We start from the raw sequence: 19,942 nt of genomic DNA, 5'->3' as shown, positions 1-19,942 counted from the left end.
CTCTCCTCTTCTATGTATGAGCCGCCCAGTGCGAAAGGCGGCTGCTTAAAAAATCAGGTCCCACAAAATGTGCGGTATGGTCCGTCCTCCGGATCCTGTGGTTGTTGATACGCTCCAGGACTTCCCTCATGGTCATATGGCGTCTTAAGTACGTGAAGGAGTGTGGTCAAAACGGAAAGGTCCCCATCCTCCACTGCGGCATCAAGCGCCCGTTCCACCTGATGATTCCTCGGGATCACAGCAGGGTTATGGTCGCGCATCAGCTTTCTTGCCTCTGCTTCTGACTCCGGCTGTTCATCCAAACGCTCTTCCCATCTTTCCTGCCACTGGGCAAATTCGACCGTACCGGCAAGGGGATTCCTCTCTTCCCTGTCATGGGTCAGGTCAAGAAAGGTATTCGTGTAGTCGGCCCCGCGATTCCCCATCATCGCCAGAAGATCTTCCACAAGCTTTTGGTCCGATTCATGGGGATGGAACAAGCCGAGCTTCGACCTCATTCCGTCCAGCCAGTACGAATGATAGAGGGCAGGATAAGTGGAAATCGTCTCCTGTGCAAGCTCAACCGCCTTTTCCTCATTCTCATCAAGGAGAGGCAACAGGCTTTCGGCGAAGCGGGCTACATTCCATCCTGCGATCGGGGGCTGATTTCCATATGCGTAGCGCCCCTGTTCATCAATGGAGCTGAAGACCGTTTCAGGATTGAATGCATCCATGAACGCACATGGACCATAGTCGATGGTTTCTCCACTAATCGCCATATTATCCGTATTCATGACCCCGTGGATGAACCCTACAAGCTGCCACTTGGCAATCAGTGATGCCTGAGCGTCCATCACCTGTTCAAGGAGGGAAAGATAAGGCTGGTCTGTCCCCTTCACACCCGGATAATGTCTGTCGATCGTATAATCCGCGAGGGATCGCAAGTCTTCCAGGCTCCCTGCTTTTGCGGCCAACTGGAAGGTCCCCACCCGGATATGGCTGGACGCGACCCTTGTGAGCACTGCTCCCTCAAGGATACGATCCCTGACGATGTCCTCTCCCGTCTTGACGACGGCAAGGCTCCGGGTGGTGGGGATGCCAAGGGCGTGCATCGCTTCACTGATCACATATTCACGAAGCATGGGCCCAAGCGCTGCCCTCCCATCTCCTCCGCGTGAATACGGGGTGCGACCCGCGCCTTTGAGCTGTATGTCCACCCGGGTCCCCTCAGGAGTCACTTGTTCACCCAGGAGGACGGCACGACCATCACCCAGCCTGTTAAAATATCCGAACTGATGACCTCCATAAGCCTGGGAAAGGGGGTGCCCCCCCTCCGGCACACGGTTCCCTGCATAGACGGCCACATCCTGATCCGTGATGCCAAGGGATGTGGCGAGCTCTTCATTAAAGAGGACCCATTCAGGATTTTCTACGGGAACGGGTTTCATCGACGAGTAGAAGAATGGTGACAACCCTTCATACGTATTCTCTAGTTTCCAGCCTGACTGATTTGTCATAGTGGCTCCTTTCATCTGCAATAGATTTCTTCTTTTGTCCCATGGTATCATATTTCCCGTTCAACCGCCGAAGTGAAGGGATGCGAAAAAGAAAAAGCTGCATCCGGATAAGGATGCAGCTTTCATTCTTCTTATTTGCCTTCCAGGCGACTGATGCGGACATCAAGATCCGGGTGAGTCGAGAAGATGGAAGACTTTTTCTTATTATTGATCTTCAACGTGGCGATGGCTGTATCATCGTTACCCTTCATGCGTCCAGTATAATCCTTCAGCATGCGGAGGGCATGAACCATCTTATCCTTACCTGCAAGATCCGCTCCGCCGCGGTCAGCGTGGAATTCACGGTGACGGGAATACGCGAATACAACAAGGCTTCCAAGGATGGAGAACACGATCTGGAAGACAACCACGGCGATGAAGTGGACAATCGGCGCAAGTTCTTCTTTTACAAAACGTGTAGCGATCCAGGCAGCGATACGGGACAGGAACACCACAAAGGTATTGACCACACCCTGCAGGAGGGTCATTGTCACCATATCACCGTTTGCCACGTGGGCAACCTCATGGGCGATGACACCTTCAACGGCATCGTCATCCATTTCGTAAAGGAGGCCGGTCGATACGGCCACAAGTGATTTCTTCTTGGAAGGACCTGTCGCGAACGCATTCACTTCAGGTGAATCGTAGATTCCTACTTCCGGCATATGCGTAAGACCTGCAGCCCTTGAAAGGCGGTGGACCTTTTCCACGACACTCTGCTCATCCGCCGTCAAAGCCCCATTCGGGTCGAGGACACGGACATTCATCATGCGTTTCGCCATCCAACGGGACATGGCAAGTGAAATGAATGAACCGGTAAAACCGATGATCGCACTGAAGATCAGCAGCGCAACCAGATTAAGACTGCCATCAGCATTGATGTAGCGCCCTGCACCAGTCAGTGAAAAAATGATACTGATGGTCAGAAGGACGAGTACGTTCGTCAACAGAAAATAAAATATGCGTTTACCCATCGAGATCCTCACTCCTATTTTCAAGTTCAAATGAACTTATATATGAGTTTATTATACGTTTTCTTCCTATAAAAGACAAGAATAAAGTGCACATGAAACTTCGATTGACGAGCTTCTCCCCAGTCGATACTATAGTAGAAGATAAAGCAAAGAAACGGAGCGATTGCGGTGGAGACCTACAAACTTACACGAAAAAACATGGCCGATCTTCTCATGGCCCTATCAGGACAGATCTCCCGCAGTCCGCAGGAAGTGCTCATGGAAGCCTGGGGGACATGTGACCCTTCACAGGGAATGCCGCCCATACTGGTTAAGGTCCTCGACTCCCCCGTCGGGAATACAGGATTCTCCCTGAATGAGATCGTGTCCCTGGGGAACCAGATCGAATTCACCAACTTCCCGCAAAGCACCGTACAGAACTGGGTGAAGCGGGATGTAAGGGAACTCATCGGTTCCCCACTCCACGGGAAAAAATATACGACGGCCCAGGCAGCCATGCTCTTCATCGTCGAAGACCTGAAAGGATCCCTTGATTTCGAGTCCATACGCGGGGTCCTTACCCTTGTGTTCAATAATATAGAAGACCGCCATGATGACATCATCAATCCGATCGAACTTTACAGCGCCTACGCTTCTGTATTCGATCGCATCCACCATCATGCCCTCCCCACGGCGACCACCACCGGCGACACGTCCGTGAATGAAGCGATCGACCAGTTCATCCAGGAAGAGTGCAGGAGCCTGTTACCCGGACTGCACGATGTGACAGAAGAAGATTTGACCGTCGTCTGGAACGTGCTGATCGTAGCCGCCATGACCGTCCAGTCTGCCTACTATCAAGCCACTGCCAAGAACTATGTCCAAACCGCCCTGCAGCTTCGCCGTACACAGTAACAAACAGAACAGAATACGAAGAGCCCCCATGATCCGGCTGGCCGGCACATGGGGGCTCTCCACATTTCCTTCATCCCCGCTCTCCTTTAAAGGCCCAATCCTCCCCTGTTCAAGTAGAGGACGATCAAGCTCAGGATCAACAAAAGGAAGGGCATCCCCGACTTGGCAACCGGATCCTTCACACGGATCAGATGAGTGAAGATCGCCCCGACCATCGTCACGGCAGCGAGCAGTGCGCCGACAGCCGCACAGGTTTCATTCCAGAGACCTGAAATCAGCAGAACTGCTGTTAAGACCTCCACCACTCCTGTAAAGATCCGGAACCACACCGGCATCCGGTAACGATGGAATTCATCCACCATCTGTTTCGAGGTGAACTTCATCCAGCCGAACATGAGAAAGCCTGCACCAAGTAAAATCTGAAGGACCATGGCAACCGTACCCATCCTATCCCTTCTCCCGCTCCACCGATTTTAGATACCCAAAGAGGCATCTGATATATAGGTATGCCGGTAAGCCAAGATCCATTCTCCAAACCGGTTTTACTTTACCTGTTCAAGGAATAGATAGTCTTCTCCCGTCACCATCTCGACTCGATAGGCCCTCTTCCCGTATGTCACGGTGTGGCCTTCTTTATCCCGCACCCTCCATCCTGCAGAAAGAAGCCTTATTTTATAGGATAGTGGGAGATCTCCTTCACGGGCAGCCGGTTTCCATTTGTAGTTTTTGATACTTTTCGTTTCATTCATCACATGGGCCGACACAGGGACAGGAAATCCCTGAAGGTCACCGGACCCTTTATACCCGAAGATCACAATCGACCCATATAACAGGATCGACACGATCCCTAACGCCGAGAACCCCCATTTCAGTCTTGTCTTCCAGCTTCCATCCCACTGCACCATCAGTCCAGCCTTTTGACAAGGTAATACTGCTGGTGTTCCGGGGTCGGATGTGATTCCACCACACCTGCAACAGTGTACCCAAGCTTTTGATAAAAGTGCGGGGCCTGAAAGCTGAACGAATCAAGCTGGATGAGCCTGCAGCGGTTTTCCTTTGCAGCCTCTTCCATTTGACGTAGCAGATCCTGACCATACCCATTCCCCCTGAGTCTTTCATCCACCCAAAGGAAATCAATATGCAGATGGTACCAGAAGATCGTACCGGTGATCCCGCCGAAGACAATTCCGTCATCATCTTTGAGCATGAAGCCCACCTGCTTCACAGGATGCTTGACTTCATCCAGGAGCCTGTCCCCATTGTATTCGATCACCCTGCTTCGTATCAGGTCGCGTTCCTCCTGGTTCCATTGTGATGTGATATTCATCGCTGTCCTCCCTTTCATGAGTGAAGGCTCTTCACAAACCCTGTGCTCTTTGCCGTATACCCCACTCGTTCATAGAACCGGTGGGCGTCTTCACGCTCCGTGCGGTTCCCGCTGTTCAGTCCCATGCCGGTTGCCCCCAGGCTTTTCGCCAGGGTTTCCGCTTCTTTCAGCAGCTCCCCGCCGATGCCTTTGTTCCTGATCGATGGATCCACCACTAGGGCGATGACCCTCGCATACATCTCATCTTGAGTGTACAGATAACCCGTATGGAAGCCGATCATTCCCACGACCCTGCCGTCGAGTTCCGCCACCAGTGTATAGTGATCCTCTTTTTCTACGATTCTTTCAAGCCTCGCATGCATCTGTTCTGATGTAGCGGGATAGCCGAGATATCCCATCAAAACCGTGAGACTCCCGTAATCTTTCATCTGTGCATTCCGTATCATCTCAAAACCCTCCAATATTATCCATTATACAGAGGGAGAATCATATTATAAATACCGAGTTTCGGAGAACCAGCCTTAGCTGTGGCGGAGATATACTTTTTTATTTTTGATCAGCCATTCGTTAATGGAGAAAAGGAAGAGGATCCAGACAACCGCAAATAGGAATGCCCATAGAATACCTGGCATGACCTCTACACCTGTCAGTACACCGGCAGCCACTACACTTAAAGAAGCAGGATTGAACAAATCGAGTATTGGATTCAGACCCGCAAGCATTCTACATGACAGCAGGAAGAGGATTGATACGAATGCCACGGCCCCGCTCCCACTCAGGAGCGTACTGACTGTCATGATCACAGTCAGGATGAACATGCTCCACACAAGATAAATCGAAAATGCCTTTATTCCCATAGCCCAATCCACTCCTTCGAATAGAAAGTGAGAATAGAGCATGGAGGTTCCGAACCCCGCCATCATGCTGAAGGCAATCAAACTGAATGCTGCCACCCATTTTCCATAAAGATAAGATCGTAGATTCAAAGGTCTCGTCATCATGAATGAAAGCATCCCCGATGCCTTTTCCCCTTGTATGATCCCCATGAACGAGAGAGCGATGATGATGAGTCCCATCTGATCAAACTGAGAACTGAGGGTGGTTGCGAGTATGGTATCTCCGTTCTGCACAAGCTTCGATGGATCCACGGTAATCCCCTGCTCTCCACCCATCGTTTCAAGGATGAAAGGAAGGTAATAGCTTATAACAGGCTGCGTAGCCCCTAAGAGGATAAAAACGACCGGAAGCCAGACCCACTTATACTCCATTCCCATCTGCCTGCTCTCTTTCTTGAAAATGGTCCAGGTATTCCTCATGGTTTCGTCACCATCCTTATAAAGATCTCTTCCAGGGAATCCCTGCCCAATTCGAATTTACGGATATCCACCGAGTGGTCCAATGCTTCCTGCAAGAGTCTTCCCTTATCGCGAACCGGATCTTCAAGCAGAATGCTCATGCTTCTCCCTGTAACATTGACCGAGTCTACAAATGACAACCGGGCAACATGATCCACCCATCCCCTATCGATAGAAGCTGCATCCAACCGAATGATCGGATGGGAGTAACGATCAAGAAGATCTTGGAGCATGGCATCTTCAACCTTTTTCCCTTCCCTCATCATGACGAAGCGCTGACAGATTTCCTCTGCGTCACTCAGAATATGAGTGGAGATGATCAAGGTCGTCTGATTTTTGATCTCTTCCAGAATCGAGAGCACTTCCCTTCTACCGACAGGATCAAGGGCTGATACAGGTTCATCCATAATGACGAGTGAGGGCTTATGTAAGAGTGCCTGGGCTATCCCAAGTCGTTGTTTCATCCCACCTGAAAAGGTGGCGATGCGATCATTTGATCGATTGGAAAGTCCAACTTTACTCAAAAGCTCACGAGTGTCATGTTCCAGGTCAAAGGGAGCTATACCGGAAAGCCTTCCCATGAACGACAAGTATTCACGTGCCGTCATCCATTCGTAGAAGGCTGGATACTGGGGGAGATAGCCGATTTCCTTTTTCATGGAGGAAATCGGCTTGTCATTCAGTAAAATCTCTCCGATCTCAGGTTCCTCCATACCCGTCATCAATCGCATCAATGTTGATTTCCCCGCCCCGTTCGGTCCGATCAGACCTGTGCAAGCCCCCTCATCCACCATCAAGGTGAAGGGGTGGACGGCCACATGACCTTTATAGGTTTTACTCACATTTTTCACTTCAAGCTTCATCTTCTCTGACCCTCTTTCCGACCGAAAACAAAGTAAAGAACAGGACCAATGGTATTCGCAAATACGATGACCAACACCCACATACGCTTATGCTCTCTGAACTCCCGATTTTTATATAAATCTGTTAAGGCCAAAACGATCAGCATCAGACTGATGATCACAATCGGCAGGATAAGCGGCAACATGGCCTCTATATCCAAAAATGTTAAATCATCTATCCCGTAATGTAAGTTCATTCTCATCACCCTTTTCGTTATCATTATTGATAATGATAATAGATAAGTGGATGAATTGCAATTCCTATTCTCATTTTTTATAATGAGATTACAAAAGCGAGGTAAAGGAGCATTCCATTGAAAAATAAAGCCGAGTTGATGATGCATCCCGTCCGGATGAAAATATGCCAGGCTCTCATGAGGAACAAAGTAGAAGGCCTGACACCTTTAGAAATGGTCAAAGTGATTGAAGATGTCCCGCAGGCCACACTCTATCGCCACATCCAGACCCTTGCCCATGCAGGGATCATCCGTGTGACCCGTGAGAAAAAAGTAAAGTCTGTTTCTGAAAAATATTATGTATTGAACGAAGAGGAAGCCACCATTTCCAAAGAAGAATGGAAGGAAGCTTCAGGTGAGGAGAAGCTCCTCCACTTCTCACGGTATCAGCTGATGGTTTCAGCGCAATATGAAGATTACTTGAAACGAATTGGAGACGATGAGGACAAAGCCTCTTTCTCCATGGTTGAAATGAAATTGAGTGATGCCGAATACCAACAATTGCAGACGGAAATCGGGGAGCTCGTGAAGAAATACTACACCGGCGCTACACAAGAAAAAAAGGATAGGGAACCACTGAGAACCATCGCCATCACGATGATTCCCGATTCCCCATCCCACTAAAAAAATGCGTGGGGCAAGGAATACCCCACGCATTTCTTACAATCCGCCGCCGAACCAGCTATTTGCCTTGACCCTCTCTTCTTCTTGAAGCACCCGTTCCTGATCGTTCGCCACATCAAAGGAGTATTTCTCCCTTCGACCATTGATGAGGGCAGAGCCGAGACCGAATACGACAGCGACACCAATGATGATCCACAACATAAGATTCACCTCCCTTTTGATGCTCTTACTAGCTTATACGGTTCAGTCTGTAAAAAGTTTCAATTTTCTTACTCTTTATGCGAAGTATTTCCTTCCACCACAATTTCATACTTCCCCCGGCCCCTTCAATGACCGTGAGGCTGGTGGCTTCGATAAAGGGAGGCGACCACAGTTTGTCCAGTGGGAGTTCCTTTACATAGGCCAGCAGGGCTTTGATGAAAATGGAATGGGTCACCACAAGGATCGTCCCCTGGTGAACCTGAACCTTTTTCAAGAAAGACTCCACACGGTCCATAACCTGATTGAAGGTCTCTCCCGTCTCGGTCTCATAGACATGGGGCTTGTTCCAGAATGTATGAAAGCGTTCCGGATCGGCGGCCCTCACTTCCTCCTGCGTCCTTCCCTCCCAATCGCCCATCCCGATTTCCCTCAGATCTTCCTCGAGGATGATGGGGGCTTGGTCCACAAGCAGCTCTGCCGTCTTCCTTGCCCGACCGATCGGGCTTGAGTATACAGCCTCAAAGGAAACCCGCTTCAATACCTGCGCAAGGGCCCGGGCGTCTTCTTCTCCTGCCGGTGTTAAATCCGAATCCTTCCACCCCTGCATCCGTTTCTCCCTATTCCACTGCGTTTCACCATGTCTTGTAATATATAATTTCACCACGGTTCACAGCTCCAATTCATAGTGAAGAAAGATTTGATCCTGGCGGTACCCATTCTTTTCATACAGCCTGCGTGCCACGTCATTGTCAGGGGCTGTACTGAGGCAGATGGAAGCAGCCCCCGTTTCCCGGGCAAACGTCCTTGCCTTGTGGAGCAGAGCCTGCCCGACTCCCGCCCCCCGGGCATCTTCTGACACATAAAGATCGTTGAGGATCCATGCCCTCTTCATCCCGATCGAGGTGAATGTCGGGTAAAGTTGGGTGAATCCGATCACTCCTTGATCATCACCTGCAAGAAAAATCACGGAGTCACCAGTTGTTAGACGCTCTTGGATGAATGTCTTTGCGCCTTCGGGATTAGATGGCCTTTTGTAAAAGATGCGGTATTCATTGAATAGGTGTGCGACCGATTCAAGGTCGCTCAGTGTTGCTTTCACGATGTTCATGGAGATCTCCCCTTCTCTCTTAGTAGTTAAAGTTTACCATCACTCCCCTTTTGGTTCATTTCTTTTTTCGAAATAAAGGCTGGGATAAAACCAAAGAGGTGCCATTTCATGACGAACATCATCAATATAAGTTCTTAATGCCGCTTATGATTTCCGTGCAAGACTTCGCTTTCCGCGGGTAGCCCGTGAGCCTCCTCGGCAAGCCTGCGGGGTCTCACATCAGCTACACTTCCCGCAGGAGGAGTCTACGTCTTGCACTCCAATCAACCGCTGGAAACAATGACATACACATGTTATTTACGAACAAATCAAAAACCCGAATTCATATGCCTGTTTATTGGCCAATGAATTCGGGTTTCCCTATGACTAAGACATGCCCCAGCCTCGTTCCTTATCAAGTTACTTACTCAGACTTGCGACGACTTCCACGTGCACCGTGTGAGGGAACAGGTCGACTGGTTGTACATCATCGAGCTTATACCCGAAGGCTTCAAGTTCTTTAACGTCTGTCGCGAACGTATCCGGGTTGCAGGATACGTAGACGATCCTTTCCGGCTGGGCACGGCCGATCCGTCTCATCACTTTGCCGCCTGCACCTGAGCGCGGGGGATCAAGAAGGAGCAGTTCGGGACGTCCAAAGCTCTCAAGAATCTCGTCGATGCCATTTCGTGCATCCTTCGCAAGGAAGGTTGTGTTGGAAATATAATTGTCACTGGCATTCCGTTTTGCCGACTCGATGGAGCTTTCCACGATTTCAATGCCGGCAAGGGCGCCGACACGGCTTGCGAATGGAAGGGAGAATGTACCGACACCACAGAAGAGGTCGATCATTTTTTCCGTTTCCTTCGGTTTGCCCATTTCAATGGCGAGGTCCACAAGCTTCTGTGCCTGTGTCGGGTTCGTTTGGAAGAACGTATCGAACCACAGACGGAATCGGTACCCGTCCATCTCATCATAGATGAAATCACGACCGGCAAGGACATGGATTTCTTCCGCCTGGGTACGGTCTGCCCAATCGGTGTTTTCCATCCACAGAAGGCTCTTCACATGCGGGAATTTCGCTTCTACACGTGCTTTCAAATCATCGACGGCAGCCTGAAGATCACCCGTCGGGGCTTCCGTTGCAAACACGCCCAGCATCAATTCACCCGTAGCAAAGGATTGTCGGACCATCAAGTGGCGCAGAAGGCCTTCATGCGCCTCCTTGTCATACCCTTTCAGGCCGTGTTCCTTGGTCCAGGCGGCGACTTCCATCGCTGCTTCCACCATCTGCTCGCTTGCGATCAAGCACGTTTCAAGGGAAATGACCTTTCGGAAGTTCCCCTGCTCATGCAGTCCGAGCTCCCCTTCTTTAGAGAAGGTGAACTCCATCTTGTTGCGGTAACGCCAAGGGTTGTCCATTCCCATGGCATCCCTCACCAATGCAGGGTCGAATCCTTCTGCTTCAAGGGCATGCTTGACGTGGTTGGTCTTTTCCTTGAGCTGGCCTTCGTACTCCCAGTGCTGCCATACACAGCCGCCGCAGCGATCAAAGTGTGGGCATGGAGGGGTTGTCCGTTCGGGACTCGGCGTGATGATCTCTTGAGGCATTGTCCTCCAGCGTTTTTTCTCGGGCTTATCCACCGTCACCTGGACTTCTTCACCAGGAAGGGTCTGAGGGATTGTAAGCTTCAATTTTCGTTTATTACCAAGCTCGTTTTCGCGCCACACGCTGGCACGGCCCGAGCCTCTGTCGTCTAATCCATGTATTGTCGCAACCATCGTTTCAGGGTTGGATGTTGTCAATTTCGGGTCCTCCTCTATAAAACCTGTCTAACTCTATACTTTAGTAAAATCGGGCGGGGATTGCAACTGGTATTTCTACAGGAAAGAACCCGATTGTTTAATCGCCTTTCCTTGAGGGAAAAGTTAACTCATTAACCAAGAGGGAGTATGATGTAGAAATGGGTAAATATATCACTGTAGATAAAGATGTGAAGCTCTTTGTGGAAGATATCGGGGAAGGTCAACCGATTGTATTCATACACGGGTGGCCTGTGAATCACAAAATGTTCGAATATCAGATGAACGAATTGCCTCAGAAAGGCTATCGCTTCATCGGGGTCGATCTTCGTGGATTCGGACAATCGGACAAGCCTGCTTTCGGCTACGATTATGACACCCTCGCTTCTGATATCGGAAAAGTCGTCGACGAGCTTGGCCTTCAAGACTTTTATCTCGCCGGCTTCTCCATGGGTGGACCGATCAGCATCCGGTATGCAAGTAAATTTGCAGGAAAAGAACTGTCGCGTTTGATCCTGATGGGACCGGCAGCCCCGATCTTCACCCAGCGGGACGGCTACCCGTACGGTATGAAGAAGGAAGAAGTCGATGAGCTGATTGAAGGAATCAAAGCGGATAGACCGGCAGCACTGAAAGAATTCGGCGGAAACTTCTACCACAGCGAGACGTCTGATGAGCTCGACGCATGGTTCCTCGGTCTCGGGCTTGAAGCATCCGCCCACGGCACCATTGCCTGTGCAGCTTCTCTCCGGGATGAAGATCTTCGCAGTGAGCTTACTTCTGTGTCTGTGCCCGTCACCATCATGCATGGAAAGCAAGACCGGATCTGTGACTTTGCCTTCAGTGAACGCTTAGTCGAAGAATTGAACGATGCCGTGCTGATTCCATTTGAAGAAAGCGGACATGGCCTTGTGTACGATGAAAAGGAAAAGTGCAACGAAGAACTGCTTAAGCTATTGAAATAACTATAAACCATCGGATGCCCCGCGAATGTCGGGGCATTTTTCATGACTTGAATCCGGCGGAAGGGCAGTTGATCTTTCTACCCCAATGCTTGCGAAGCAAGGGAGAATAACATCCCATTCCTTGAATCGAGGACATCTTCACCTTGTACCATAATCGGGGAACGACTGTCTTCCTCGAATCCAAATCCTTCTAAATAGCTGTGAAAGGCAATATCATCCGTCGATGTATCCAATCGGACACTCCCCTCACCCATTCTCAGAAGTTCTTGAAGGATCCCCGCCGCTTCATATGCAGTAGGTGCGACGATGGGCCCTGCAACCCGGTGGACGGAGCCTTGCACACACATCCCGTAACCTATCAGCTTCCCATGCGAATCCCTGAGGACAACGGCTGAAATCGACCGTTCATATCGTGCTCTGAGCATAACGCTCCGGTCTCCACGGAATGCTTGAGCGTCCAAGCTTGCCACCTTTTCAATATCTTCGCCTGTCATAGGGGACAGTAAGAACTCAGGCTGATTCTGTGGTGGATGAAAAGCAGAAGCAATGTACTTCGTAATCATCCCGGTCACCTTAAAGCCCATTTTTTCATATAAGGGTTTTCCTTCCCTTGTAGCAACCAGCAAGATCGATCGCTCATCCTTAGAGGCAAGAACAGATTCCACCAGCTCCCGTCCCAGGCCCTTCCCCTTATAGGCCGGGTTGACGATGACCACACCGAGGGTGGCTAGCTCTTCACCGTACGGGAACAGGGCCGCTGAGGAAATGACCTCACCCGATTCGAGACGATGCCCAACCATCCTTCCGCTTTTGAACACTTCTTCCACATCTTCTTCACTATAGTCCCATCCCACTTCACGAGAGAGCTGTACGATATTTTTTTTATCAAAAACACCCACATTTCCAAGCTTCATCTTAAACACCCTTTCCCATTACAAAATATGCTTCGTGCCTTATACCGTCTGCATTTCTCCACATCCTATAAAGTTTCCTTCATCCAACCCTTTTCACCGGTCAAAACATATGTTTCTCCTTCAAATAAGGTTGCTGTAGACCCACTCGCACGGGGCTTGTTACGATAGAAACATAGAAAATAGAATAGGGTGAAGATAGTTGAAAAATACCTCAGGCATTGCCTTTTTATCCGTACTCAGTAATTCCTTTGTCGTACTACTAAAATTCATCGTCGGGATCCTCACCGGTTCCGTCGCTGTCATATCAGAGGCGATTCACTCATCATTGGACCTCATCGCCTCCCTCATCGCCTTCATTTCCGTCCGCATTTCCGGAAAGCCCGCTGATCCGGAGCATCCATATGGACATGGGAAGGTTGAAAACATTTCAGGTACAATCGAGACCCTGCTGATTTACGTAGCAGGGATCTGGATCATTTATGAATGTGTCCATAAACTCATCTACCCTGAACCGATCAAACTTCCGATACTGGGCGTAGGCGTCATGGTCCTCGGCGCTCTCATCAACTTCATCGTGTCCAGGATTGTGAACCGTGAGGCCAAGAGAGTGAATTCAGTCGCCATGAAATCCAATGCGCTCCACTTGCTCACAGACGTCTTCACTTCCCTTGGTGTCGCAGCGAGTCTTCTCCTCGTCACCGTCACAGGATGGACGTTCCTTGATCCCCTGATCGGGATCGGGCTTGCCATCTATATCATGATTGAAGCAACGAAACTCATGAAGGAAGCCTTCCCTCCCCTCATCGACGCCCGGTTATCCGATGAAGAGGAGCAGGCAATACTGGATGTCATCGATTCATTTCAAGATGAATACATCGAGGTTCACGACTTCCGTACGCGGCGCGCAGGTGCAATTGAATACATTGACTTCCACATGGTCGTGCCGTCCAAAGAAAGCATTGAAAATGTCCATAAGCTATGCGATCGCATTGAAGACCGGATCAGGCAGGAATTCAAGAAAGCCGTCATCTTTATTCACCCTGAACCCGAGACCCATGTCGAGAACGCCAGTGGACTTGAGAATTGACGAAACAGCAGGATGCATTCATGCATACCTGCTGTTTTTTTTAATTGTTCATTTTCCGCTTTTGCCCTTCGGCACATCCATGGACGTCCCCGACTGATATGATGGCGCCCCAACCATGAACCTGCCATGTAAGGTTTATACTTACAGAAAAATCCCATTCCTATATCTGACACGGATCAAAAGCTATCCCCTTTTCTTTTCATACCTTCTTTTCGTGAACTTCCAGGACAGATAACCGTACACCACACCGAACGAGAGGGCGGAAAGGAACGTCTGGAATAGATCCATATCAGCACCACGAGTATAAGCGAGCAATACGGATAAACCGAAAAACGCCCCTCCCCCCGTCAAGATGCCAATGACGATTAAGTATTTCACCTTCCCCATCTTTTGCGCTCTCTTCCATGCCTTTTCTTCCGAATAATTCCCCAGGGGATTCCCCTCCCTTCCCAGACAAAATCCGCACCTTCCATATCCCAAGCTTACCATAGGAGAAAGAAAAAGAAGAGCGGGATCCCCAGAGGGTCCCACTCTTATGATGCCTGACTATCCGTTTCTTCTGCATCTCCATCAGACTTTCTCTTCCTCCATGTTTTCAGTAACGGAACGATGAAGGAAAGGAATGCGATCGCGAGCAGCGTAGCCGAAATGGGCTTTTGCACGAAAATCAGCAGGCTTCCGTCGGATATCGTAAGGGCCTGTCTGAGGGAACGTTCCATCATCCCTCCGAGAATGAAGGCTAGGAGCATGGGTGCTGCTGGGAAGTTCATGCGTGCCATGAAATATCCGATGATCCCGAAGATGACGAGGAGGAATAAATCGAATGTCCTGAAGCTGATCCCGTACACCCCGATGATACAAAACATGATGACAAGAGAGATCAACATCGGCTTCGGAACCTTCAAAAGCTTTGAGATGTATGGGATCAAAGGAAGGTTCAGGATCAGCAGGATGACATTCCCGATATACATACTGGCAATGACCCCCCAGAAAATATCCGGATGATCGCTGATCATGAGCGGACCCGGCTGAACACCGAGGACGATCAATGCACCCAGCATGACAGCCGTAGTACCCGATCCAGGTATCCCTAGACTTAACAGTGGAACGAATGCGCCGCTTGACGCACTGTTATTGGCTGACTCAGGGGCTGCCAGACCGACAATGGACCCCTTACCGAATTCCTCCGGTTTCTTTGAAAGCTTCTTCTCAGTGATATATCCAAGGAACGAGGCGATGGTTCCCCCAGCTCCGGGAAGCACGCCGATGATGAAACCCAAGAGGGACTGCCTCGTGACCGGAACGGAAAGCTCCTTGACCTCGGCTTTCGATAATTTCATGCTTCCGAACTCACTGTCGAACATGCTCCGTTCTTTCCGCTCACGGATCAGGGATGTGACTTCCGCAAGGGCGAATAATCCCAATGCGATGACAAGGAAATCGATTCCTTCCATGAGATTGATATTCCCGAATGTAAAGCGGGCTGTCCCTGTCTGGGAATCGATCCCGATCGTGGCGATGATGAATCCAACCGTTGCAGAGATCAGCGCCTTGATGGTTGAACCACTTGAAAAACTCGCGACGGTCATCAGTCCCATGAGCATGAGGGCGAAATACTCCGCCGGACCGAAGGAGATGGCCACCTTTGCCAGGAAGGGAGCGAAAAGCGTCAGCAGGATGACACTGATCGTCCCGCCTGTGAATGAAGCCAAGGCTGCGATGGCCAGGGCTTTGCCCGCCTTTCCTTGTTTGGCAAGTGGATAGCCGTCAAATGTAGTCGGGACCGCCATGGATTCTCCCGGTGCATTGAGGAGGATGGAAGAAGCGGCTCCTCCGTAGGCCGATCCGTAATAGACACCTGCCATGAGGAGGAGGGCAAGTGCCGGGTCCATCCCATACGTGATGGGGATCATGACCGCAATCGCTGTGATCGGGCCGAGACCGGGGATCATCCCGATGATGGTGCCTGTGACGACACCGATGAATACGAATGAAAGACCTTTTAAGCTGAGTGCGACTTGAAATCCAGTGAGGATACCTTCAAAGATGCTCAACTGTCATCCCTCCTTTAGAATGGCAGGATCCCCGAAGGGAGTTGTATTTTTAAAAATGAGACGAATAAAAAATAAATGCTGAGGGGCAACGCGAGTGAAACAATGATATTGCTTACCCACTTTTTGTAGCCCAGGAATCTTGAATTGATGCTGATGAATAAAAAGGTGGTAAGGACGAAGCCAAGGGGCTCCAATAGCAGAATGAACATGAGGACAAATCCCAGGACCGCCAGGATGACCTTGCCCTCTCCTTTTGGAAGCTTTTCTTCCTCAGATTCTTCCGATTTACTGAAATAAAGCAGCACAGAAAGGAATAATAGAATGAATCCGAGAACGATTGGAACAGCATCGGAATCCACCGGAACATAAGGGTATTCTGGTAGCGTAAAGCTGAAATATAAGTAAATGGCCGAGATAACGGCAAGGATGATGCCCATTTTCTTATTCATCGTATTGATCACGATTGCACACCGCCTATCAGGCAGGGACGATGGAACCCATCGCCCCGCGCCGGTATTTGATTTGATTATTGACCCAACCCGATTTCGTCGAGGAGGGCTTTCATTTCGTCATTCTGTTCTTTCAGGAAATCGTTGTATTCGTCGCTTGTCATGAACATTTCATTCCAACCGAAGTTTTCCCTGATTTCCTTCCAGCCTTCAGAATCGTTCAGCGCCTTGAATTTATCTTCATAGTACTTAATCTCTGCATCACTCATATCAGGCGGTCCGAAGAATCCTCTCCAGTTGATGAAGGTGGCATCGATACCCTGCTCTTTTACGGTCGGAATATCTTCCAATACCTCTCCAGTCATCCGCTCTTCAGAAGTCACGCCCAACACTTTGATCTTGCCTGCTTTCACCTGTTCGATCGTTTCCCCTACACCAGTGGAGAACACTTGCACACTGCCGTTCAATAGCTGGGTAAGAGCCCCCCCGTCCTGGTCGGACACGTACTTGATCTTTTTCACATCCACTCCTGCGGCCTTAGCCACCTTGACGAATTGAATGTGGTCCATGCTTCCCGGAGCCGAAGTACCGACGATGGAGATGCTTGAAGGATCTTTCTTCATATCCTCGAATAGTTCATTAAGATTATTCCATTTCGCATCGGCATTCACGGCAAACGCGCCGTAGTCGGCAATCATATTCGCAAGGGGGGTGAAATCCTCATATCCATACTTCGATTGGCCGTTCAGTGGAACAAGCAGGAGCGGCGGAGAAGCAACGAACATTTGATGCGGGTCCTTTTGGGCAAACACAGAAGACCAGGCCACTGCCCCTCCCCCGCCGGGTTTATTGACGACCCCGACACCTTTGTCGATCAGCTTATCTTCTTCAAATACTTTTGCCGCCATCCGGGCTGTGGTGTCCCATCCGCCGCCGGCTCCGGCCGGTGCGACAATTTCAATCGCCTTCGTCGGCTTCCACGGACCGTCGGACTTTTGACTGGATGATTGTCCGGAGCATCCCGCCATGAATAAAATCATAGATAATACCGTAATTGTAAACCCTTTCTTCATTCAAACCCCTCCTCATTCATGTGTAGTATCAGGTGAATCTGTCCTCATCATAAAGGACTCCATTTTAAATGTAACCGTTTTCATAATAAATTGGATTTAAACCCTTTTTGCACATTTTGATCATTGTGCTCACGAAAATGGACTTGCTTCTCTATTATTTTCTAAATATATTGAATTTTATTTTCGATTATTTTAGAATAATAGAAAAGGAGGAATCATCCATGAACTACCATTTGTCCCAGATGCAAGAAAGTCCCACCGTCTCCGTCGAATGGTCACCCGTATGGGAGATCATTCTAGGCATCAGCGCCTATACACACCGGAAGCTCCGCCATACCTTTGATTGTGATGAAGAGTGGTCCCGGGTCTCCCTGTCTGAAACACTCAAGGAGGATCTTCAGATGATCGAGGACACCAACCAGTGGTTTGCCCTTATGATGCTGCAATCAACGTTCTCCGCCTCCACGGTTCAAGATTTTTCGGATGAACTGTCCCGGATGGAGGAATCGACATTTTACTCAACCATCCTTCCCTACAAGGACCGGTATTCAGAACCACTGCGTCTTCAAACTTCTCACGATCGGGACTTCCACCGCTATGCAGATGAGTTCAAGACCCATGAATTCTTCGGCGGGTATATTGCTTCCCTTGCCACCCATTCGTTTTCACAAATGAAAGACCTCTTCCATTCCGTACTGAGTGGTTGGCAGGAAGGTATGGAGGAAAAAGCGGAATGGGCCAAGTGGAAGTCGGCGCTTGATCGGGAGGCCTCCATCCATGTCATCGACAAGGTAGCTTCCGTGACGGAATCGGTACAGCGGATAGCAGGGACGGCATACATACCCGAACCATCCATCTGGGAGATCAAGCTCATCCCTCAGATTTCCTATCGTCCATGGCTCCTTGAGCAAAGGACTCCTGATACAAAACTATTCTTCTATCCATTAAGGGAAGAGTATCTGTTGGAACAAGGGGTACCGGGAAAGGCGATGGTGAACGGGTATAAAGCATTGGGGGACGAGCTGAGACTCAAAGTCCTCCATCTTCTGCAGCATGGACCACTCAGCCTCCAGGAGTTGAGCATAAAGCTCGATGTGTCTAAGACGACGCTTCACCATCAGCTGTCACTCTTGAAAGCTTCCAAGCTCGTGACGTCTGCCAAAGGCGTCTATTCCGCGAATCCGCAGCGGATCACTGAACTCCATGAGGATCTCTCCTTCTTCTTGGGAAAAACCCATGAAGAATAAAGCATTCAAGGCCCTCTGGGTCGGGGAGATCGTCTCTGAACTTGCCGGGGCCGCCGGCGGCATCATCAATGGGCTCATCCTGTATGAGCTGACGGGTTCACGGGAATGGATGGGCCTCCTTTGGCTCGTCTACTTCCTTCCGTCACTGGTCTTGCAGGGGGTGAGCGCGCCATTCCTCAATCATGTGGCAAAGGAAAAAGTATTGAAGAAGATCCAACTGCTGCGATCGGCCGCTTATCTGTTCCCCCTCATTGGGTATGTAAGCGGAATGGACACACTTGTCCTTGGCGGGTTAATTCTGCTCCAGCTGTGTCTGGGGCTCCTGCAACCGATCTATGCAAGTCTGTCCTTTTCCATCCTTCCTGACCTCTGCCGTGAGGAGGAACTCACGGAGGTCAACGGGATCCTCGATGGAACCATGAGGCTCATGAGCTTTCTCGCTCCCGGGGTGACCGCCCTCCTTCTCATCGTGGTTCCGACACAGCTGATCTATGCCCTCTCTTCAGGTTTGTTCCTATTCAGTGCGCTGTCTCTGTCACGGCTTCCTCAAACAGAAGCCGCGGAATGGACAAAAGGAAGCTGGTGGCATGAATTGAAGGAAGGCTACCGCGTCTTTTTCCGCTATCCCGTCCTAGTACGGATGACGGGTCTGTCATCCCTGGTCCAGTTTGCCGTGGGAGCGGCCATGGTGCTTTCCGTCCCTTTCATACGCGGGGAAATGGGCGGATCCCCGTGGGAATATGCCCTCTTCTCGGCCTCATTCCCCATCGGATATGTTCTTGGCACATGGCTGTTGAAAAAGATACCCCTGCACTCCTGGATCATGTATGCAGGATTCATAGGTGGCGGCCTGTCGTTCGCCCTTCTCTGGATGGCACCCTCGATTCCGGTGGCATGGGGATGCGAACTGTTGGGAGGACTCCTTTTCCCTCTCTTCAACGCAAGGAGCGCCGCGATTTTCCAACAGGCCGCACCGAGGGAACGACTGGCACAACTCAGTGCCGTCCGGCTCCTCATGCTGCGTATCACCATGCCATTAGGAATCCTGTTCGGTTCGAATATGTTCTTCACCCTTTCCACACGGAATGCCTTTCTTACAATCGGTCTCATCATCATCGTACCAGCGTCCTTCTTCTTGATCCGCTCCCATTATGGAGATGATAAAACCGATAGAGCCGCAGCGTGAAAAGGCACGGAGGAATCACCTCCGTGCCT

General features: G+C 50.0%; 24 protein-coding genes. 6 read left to right on the top strand and 18 right to left on the bottom strand.

Translation table 11 applies throughout. The annotated features are described in order from the left end of the window. Positions 1–53 precede the first annotated feature (53 nt). Complete coding sequence (locus D5E69_RS06595; RefSeq protein WP_249931575.1) at positions 54–1,496, bottom strand: protein adenylyltransferase SelO; 1,443 nt, start codon at positions 1,494–1,496, stop codon at positions 54–56. 131 nt (positions 1,497–1,627) lie between these two features. Then, positions 1,628–2,509, bottom strand: a complete 882-nt coding sequence (htpX, locus tag D5E69_RS06590) for a protease HtpX (protein ID WP_048005119.1) — start codon at positions 2,507–2,509, stop codon at positions 1,628–1,630. Between the two features lie 168 nt (positions 2,510–2,677). Here htpX and D5E69_RS06585 point away from each other — a divergent pair, with 168 nt between their 5' ends. Continuing rightward, on the top strand, positions 2,678–3,403 hold the full coding sequence (locus D5E69_RS06585) for a DUF1836 domain-containing protein (RefSeq protein ID WP_048005120.1): 726 nt from the start codon (positions 2,678–2,680) through the stop codon (positions 3,401–3,403). 86 nt (positions 3,404–3,489) lie between these two features. Here the strand turns inward: D5E69_RS06585 and D5E69_RS06580 are convergent, their stop codons facing one another. From D5E69_RS06580 to D5E69_RS06550, 7 genes are all read right to left on the bottom strand, one after another. Next, complete coding sequence (locus tag D5E69_RS06580; RefSeq protein ID WP_048005121.1) at positions 3,490–3,849, bottom strand: DoxX family protein; 360 nt, start codon at positions 3,847–3,849, stop codon at positions 3,490–3,492. Positions 3,850–3,945: 96 nt separating this feature from the next. After that, on the bottom strand, positions 3,946–4,308 hold the full coding sequence (locus D5E69_RS06575) for a hypothetical protein (protein WP_048005122.1): 363 nt from the start codon (positions 4,306–4,308) through the stop codon (positions 3,946–3,948). Beyond that, a complete protein-coding gene (locus D5E69_RS06570) occupies positions 4,308–4,730 on the bottom strand; it encodes a GNAT family N-acetyltransferase (protein ID WP_063191051.1) in 423 nt (140 codons plus the stop codon). The genes D5E69_RS06575 and D5E69_RS06570 overlap by 1 nt, the downstream gene beginning before the upstream one ends. 14 nt (positions 4,731–4,744) lie before the next feature. Then, positions 4,745–5,176 carry a GNAT family N-acetyltransferase gene (locus D5E69_RS06565; RefSeq protein WP_048005123.1) on the bottom strand — a complete coding sequence of 144 codons (432 nt, stop codon included), beginning with the start codon at positions 5,174–5,176 and terminating at the stop codon, positions 4,745–4,747. Between the two features lie 75 nt (positions 5,177–5,251). Beyond that, positions 5,252–6,046, bottom strand: a complete 795-nt coding sequence (locus tag D5E69_RS06560; protein WP_048015143.1) for a hypothetical protein — start codon at positions 6,044–6,046, stop codon at positions 5,252–5,254. Continuing rightward, positions 6,043–6,948: an ABC transporter ATP-binding protein gene (locus D5E69_RS06555; protein ID WP_048015142.1), complete on the bottom strand. Its 906-nt coding sequence runs from the start codon at positions 6,946–6,948 to the stop codon at positions 6,043–6,045. Before D5E69_RS06555 ends, D5E69_RS06560 begins: the two co-directional genes overlap by 4 nt. After that, positions 6,945–7,184 (bottom strand): PLD nuclease N-terminal domain-containing protein, encoded by a 240-nt coding sequence (locus tag D5E69_RS06550; RefSeq protein WP_063190743.1) that lies wholly within the window; start codon positions 7,182–7,184, stop codon positions 6,945–6,947. The genes D5E69_RS06555 and D5E69_RS06550 overlap by 4 nt, the downstream gene beginning before the upstream one ends. A 117-nt stretch (positions 7,185–7,301) precedes the next feature. Here D5E69_RS06550 and D5E69_RS06545 point away from each other — a divergent pair, with 117 nt between their 5' ends. Then, positions 7,302–7,847 carry a helix-turn-helix domain-containing protein gene (locus tag D5E69_RS06545; RefSeq protein WP_048005127.1) on the top strand — a complete coding sequence of 182 codons (546 nt, stop codon included), beginning with the start codon at positions 7,302–7,304 and terminating at the stop codon, positions 7,845–7,847. A gap of 36 nt (positions 7,848–7,883) precedes the next feature. On the opposite strand, the gene D5E69_RS06540 is transcribed toward D5E69_RS06545, so the two are convergent. The 4 genes from D5E69_RS06540 to rlmD all read right to left on the bottom strand — a co-directional run bounded on the left by D5E69_RS06540 (position 7,884) and on the right by rlmD (position 10,917). Continuing rightward, complete coding sequence (locus tag D5E69_RS06540; protein ID WP_156183340.1) at positions 7,884–8,048, bottom strand: hypothetical protein; 165 nt, start codon at positions 8,046–8,048, stop codon at positions 7,884–7,886. A 28-nt stretch (positions 8,049–8,076) separates the two neighbouring features. After that, positions 8,077–8,712 carry a histidine phosphatase family protein gene (locus D5E69_RS06535; RefSeq protein ID WP_159129449.1) on the bottom strand — a complete coding sequence of 212 codons (636 nt, stop codon included), beginning with the start codon at positions 8,710–8,712 and terminating at the stop codon, positions 8,077–8,079. A 3-nt stretch (positions 8,713–8,715) separates the two neighbouring features. Beyond that, complete coding sequence (locus tag D5E69_RS06530) at positions 8,716–9,156, bottom strand: GNAT family N-acetyltransferase (RefSeq protein ID WP_063190744.1); 441 nt, start codon at positions 9,154–9,156, stop codon at positions 8,716–8,718. 399 nt (positions 9,157–9,555) lie between these two features. Then, the gene (gene rlmD / locus D5E69_RS06525) at positions 9,556–10,917 is read right to left on the bottom strand and encodes a 23S rRNA (uracil(1939)-C(5))-methyltransferase RlmD (protein ID WP_063191052.1); all 1,362 of its coding nucleotides are present in this window, start codon (positions 10,915–10,917) and stop codon (positions 9,556–9,558) included. Between the two features lie 182 nt (positions 10,918–11,099). On the opposite strand from rlmD, the gene D5E69_RS06520 reads away from it, so the two are divergent. Continuing rightward, entirely contained in the window at positions 11,100–11,903 is an 804-nt protein-coding gene (locus D5E69_RS06520; protein WP_063190745.1) for an alpha/beta fold hydrolase, read from the top strand. 77 nt (positions 11,904–11,980) lie between these two features. Here D5E69_RS06520 and D5E69_RS06515 read toward each other — a convergent pair whose 3' ends face one another. Next, on the bottom strand, positions 11,981–12,817 hold the full coding sequence (locus D5E69_RS06515) for a GNAT family N-acetyltransferase (RefSeq protein WP_063190746.1): 837 nt from the start codon (positions 12,815–12,817) through the stop codon (positions 11,981–11,983). Positions 12,818–13,016: 199 nt separating this feature from the next. On the opposite strand from D5E69_RS06515, the gene D5E69_RS06510 reads away from it, so the two are divergent. Then, positions 13,017–13,904, top strand: a complete 888-nt coding sequence (locus D5E69_RS06510; protein ID WP_048013550.1) for a cation diffusion facilitator family transporter — start codon at positions 13,017–13,019, stop codon at positions 13,902–13,904. 183 nt (positions 13,905–14,087) lie between these two features. On the opposite strand, the gene D5E69_RS06505 is transcribed toward D5E69_RS06510, so the two are convergent. From D5E69_RS06505 to D5E69_RS06490, 4 genes are all read right to left on the bottom strand, one after another. Further along, positions 14,088–14,282 (bottom strand): hypothetical protein, encoded by a 195-nt coding sequence (locus D5E69_RS06505; protein ID WP_213085581.1) that lies wholly within the window; start codon positions 14,280–14,282, stop codon positions 14,088–14,090. A gap of 155 nt (positions 14,283–14,437) precedes the next feature. Then, entirely contained in the window at positions 14,438–15,958 is a 1,521-nt protein-coding gene (locus D5E69_RS06500) for a tripartite tricarboxylate transporter permease (RefSeq protein WP_063190748.1), read from the bottom strand. A 14-nt stretch (positions 15,959–15,972) separates the two neighbouring features. Then, positions 15,973–16,419, bottom strand: a complete 447-nt coding sequence (locus D5E69_RS06495) for a tripartite tricarboxylate transporter TctB family protein (protein WP_048015135.1) — start codon at positions 16,417–16,419, stop codon at positions 15,973–15,975. Positions 16,420–16,484: 65 nt separating this feature from the next. After that, on the bottom strand, positions 16,485–17,480 hold the full coding sequence (locus tag D5E69_RS06490) for a tripartite tricarboxylate transporter substrate binding protein (protein ID WP_048005136.1): 996 nt from the start codon (positions 17,478–17,480) through the stop codon (positions 16,485–16,487). A 221-nt stretch (positions 17,481–17,701) separates the two neighbouring features. Between D5E69_RS06490 and D5E69_RS06485 the strand changes: the two genes are divergently transcribed. Both D5E69_RS06485 and D5E69_RS06480 read left to right on the top strand, forming a co-directional pair. Beyond that, positions 17,702–18,727, top strand: a complete 1,026-nt coding sequence (locus D5E69_RS06485; RefSeq protein ID WP_063190749.1) for an ArsR/SmtB family transcription factor — start codon at positions 17,702–17,704, stop codon at positions 18,725–18,727. Beyond that, positions 18,717–19,913 carry an MFS transporter gene (locus tag D5E69_RS06480; protein ID WP_063190750.1) on the top strand — a complete coding sequence of 399 codons (1,197 nt, stop codon included), beginning with the start codon at positions 18,717–18,719 and terminating at the stop codon, positions 19,911–19,913. Before D5E69_RS06485 ends, D5E69_RS06480 begins: the two co-directional genes overlap by 11 nt. Positions 19,914–19,942: the final 29 nt, after the last annotated feature.

The organism is Rossellomorea marisflavi, assembly GCF_009806575.1.
Classification (GTDB): domain Bacteria; phylum Bacillota; class Bacilli; order Bacillales; family Bacillaceae_B; genus Rossellomorea; species Rossellomorea marisflavi_A.
Note: the sequence above shows the minus strand (reverse complement) of the source record. Positions and strands in the feature narration are given on the sequence as shown.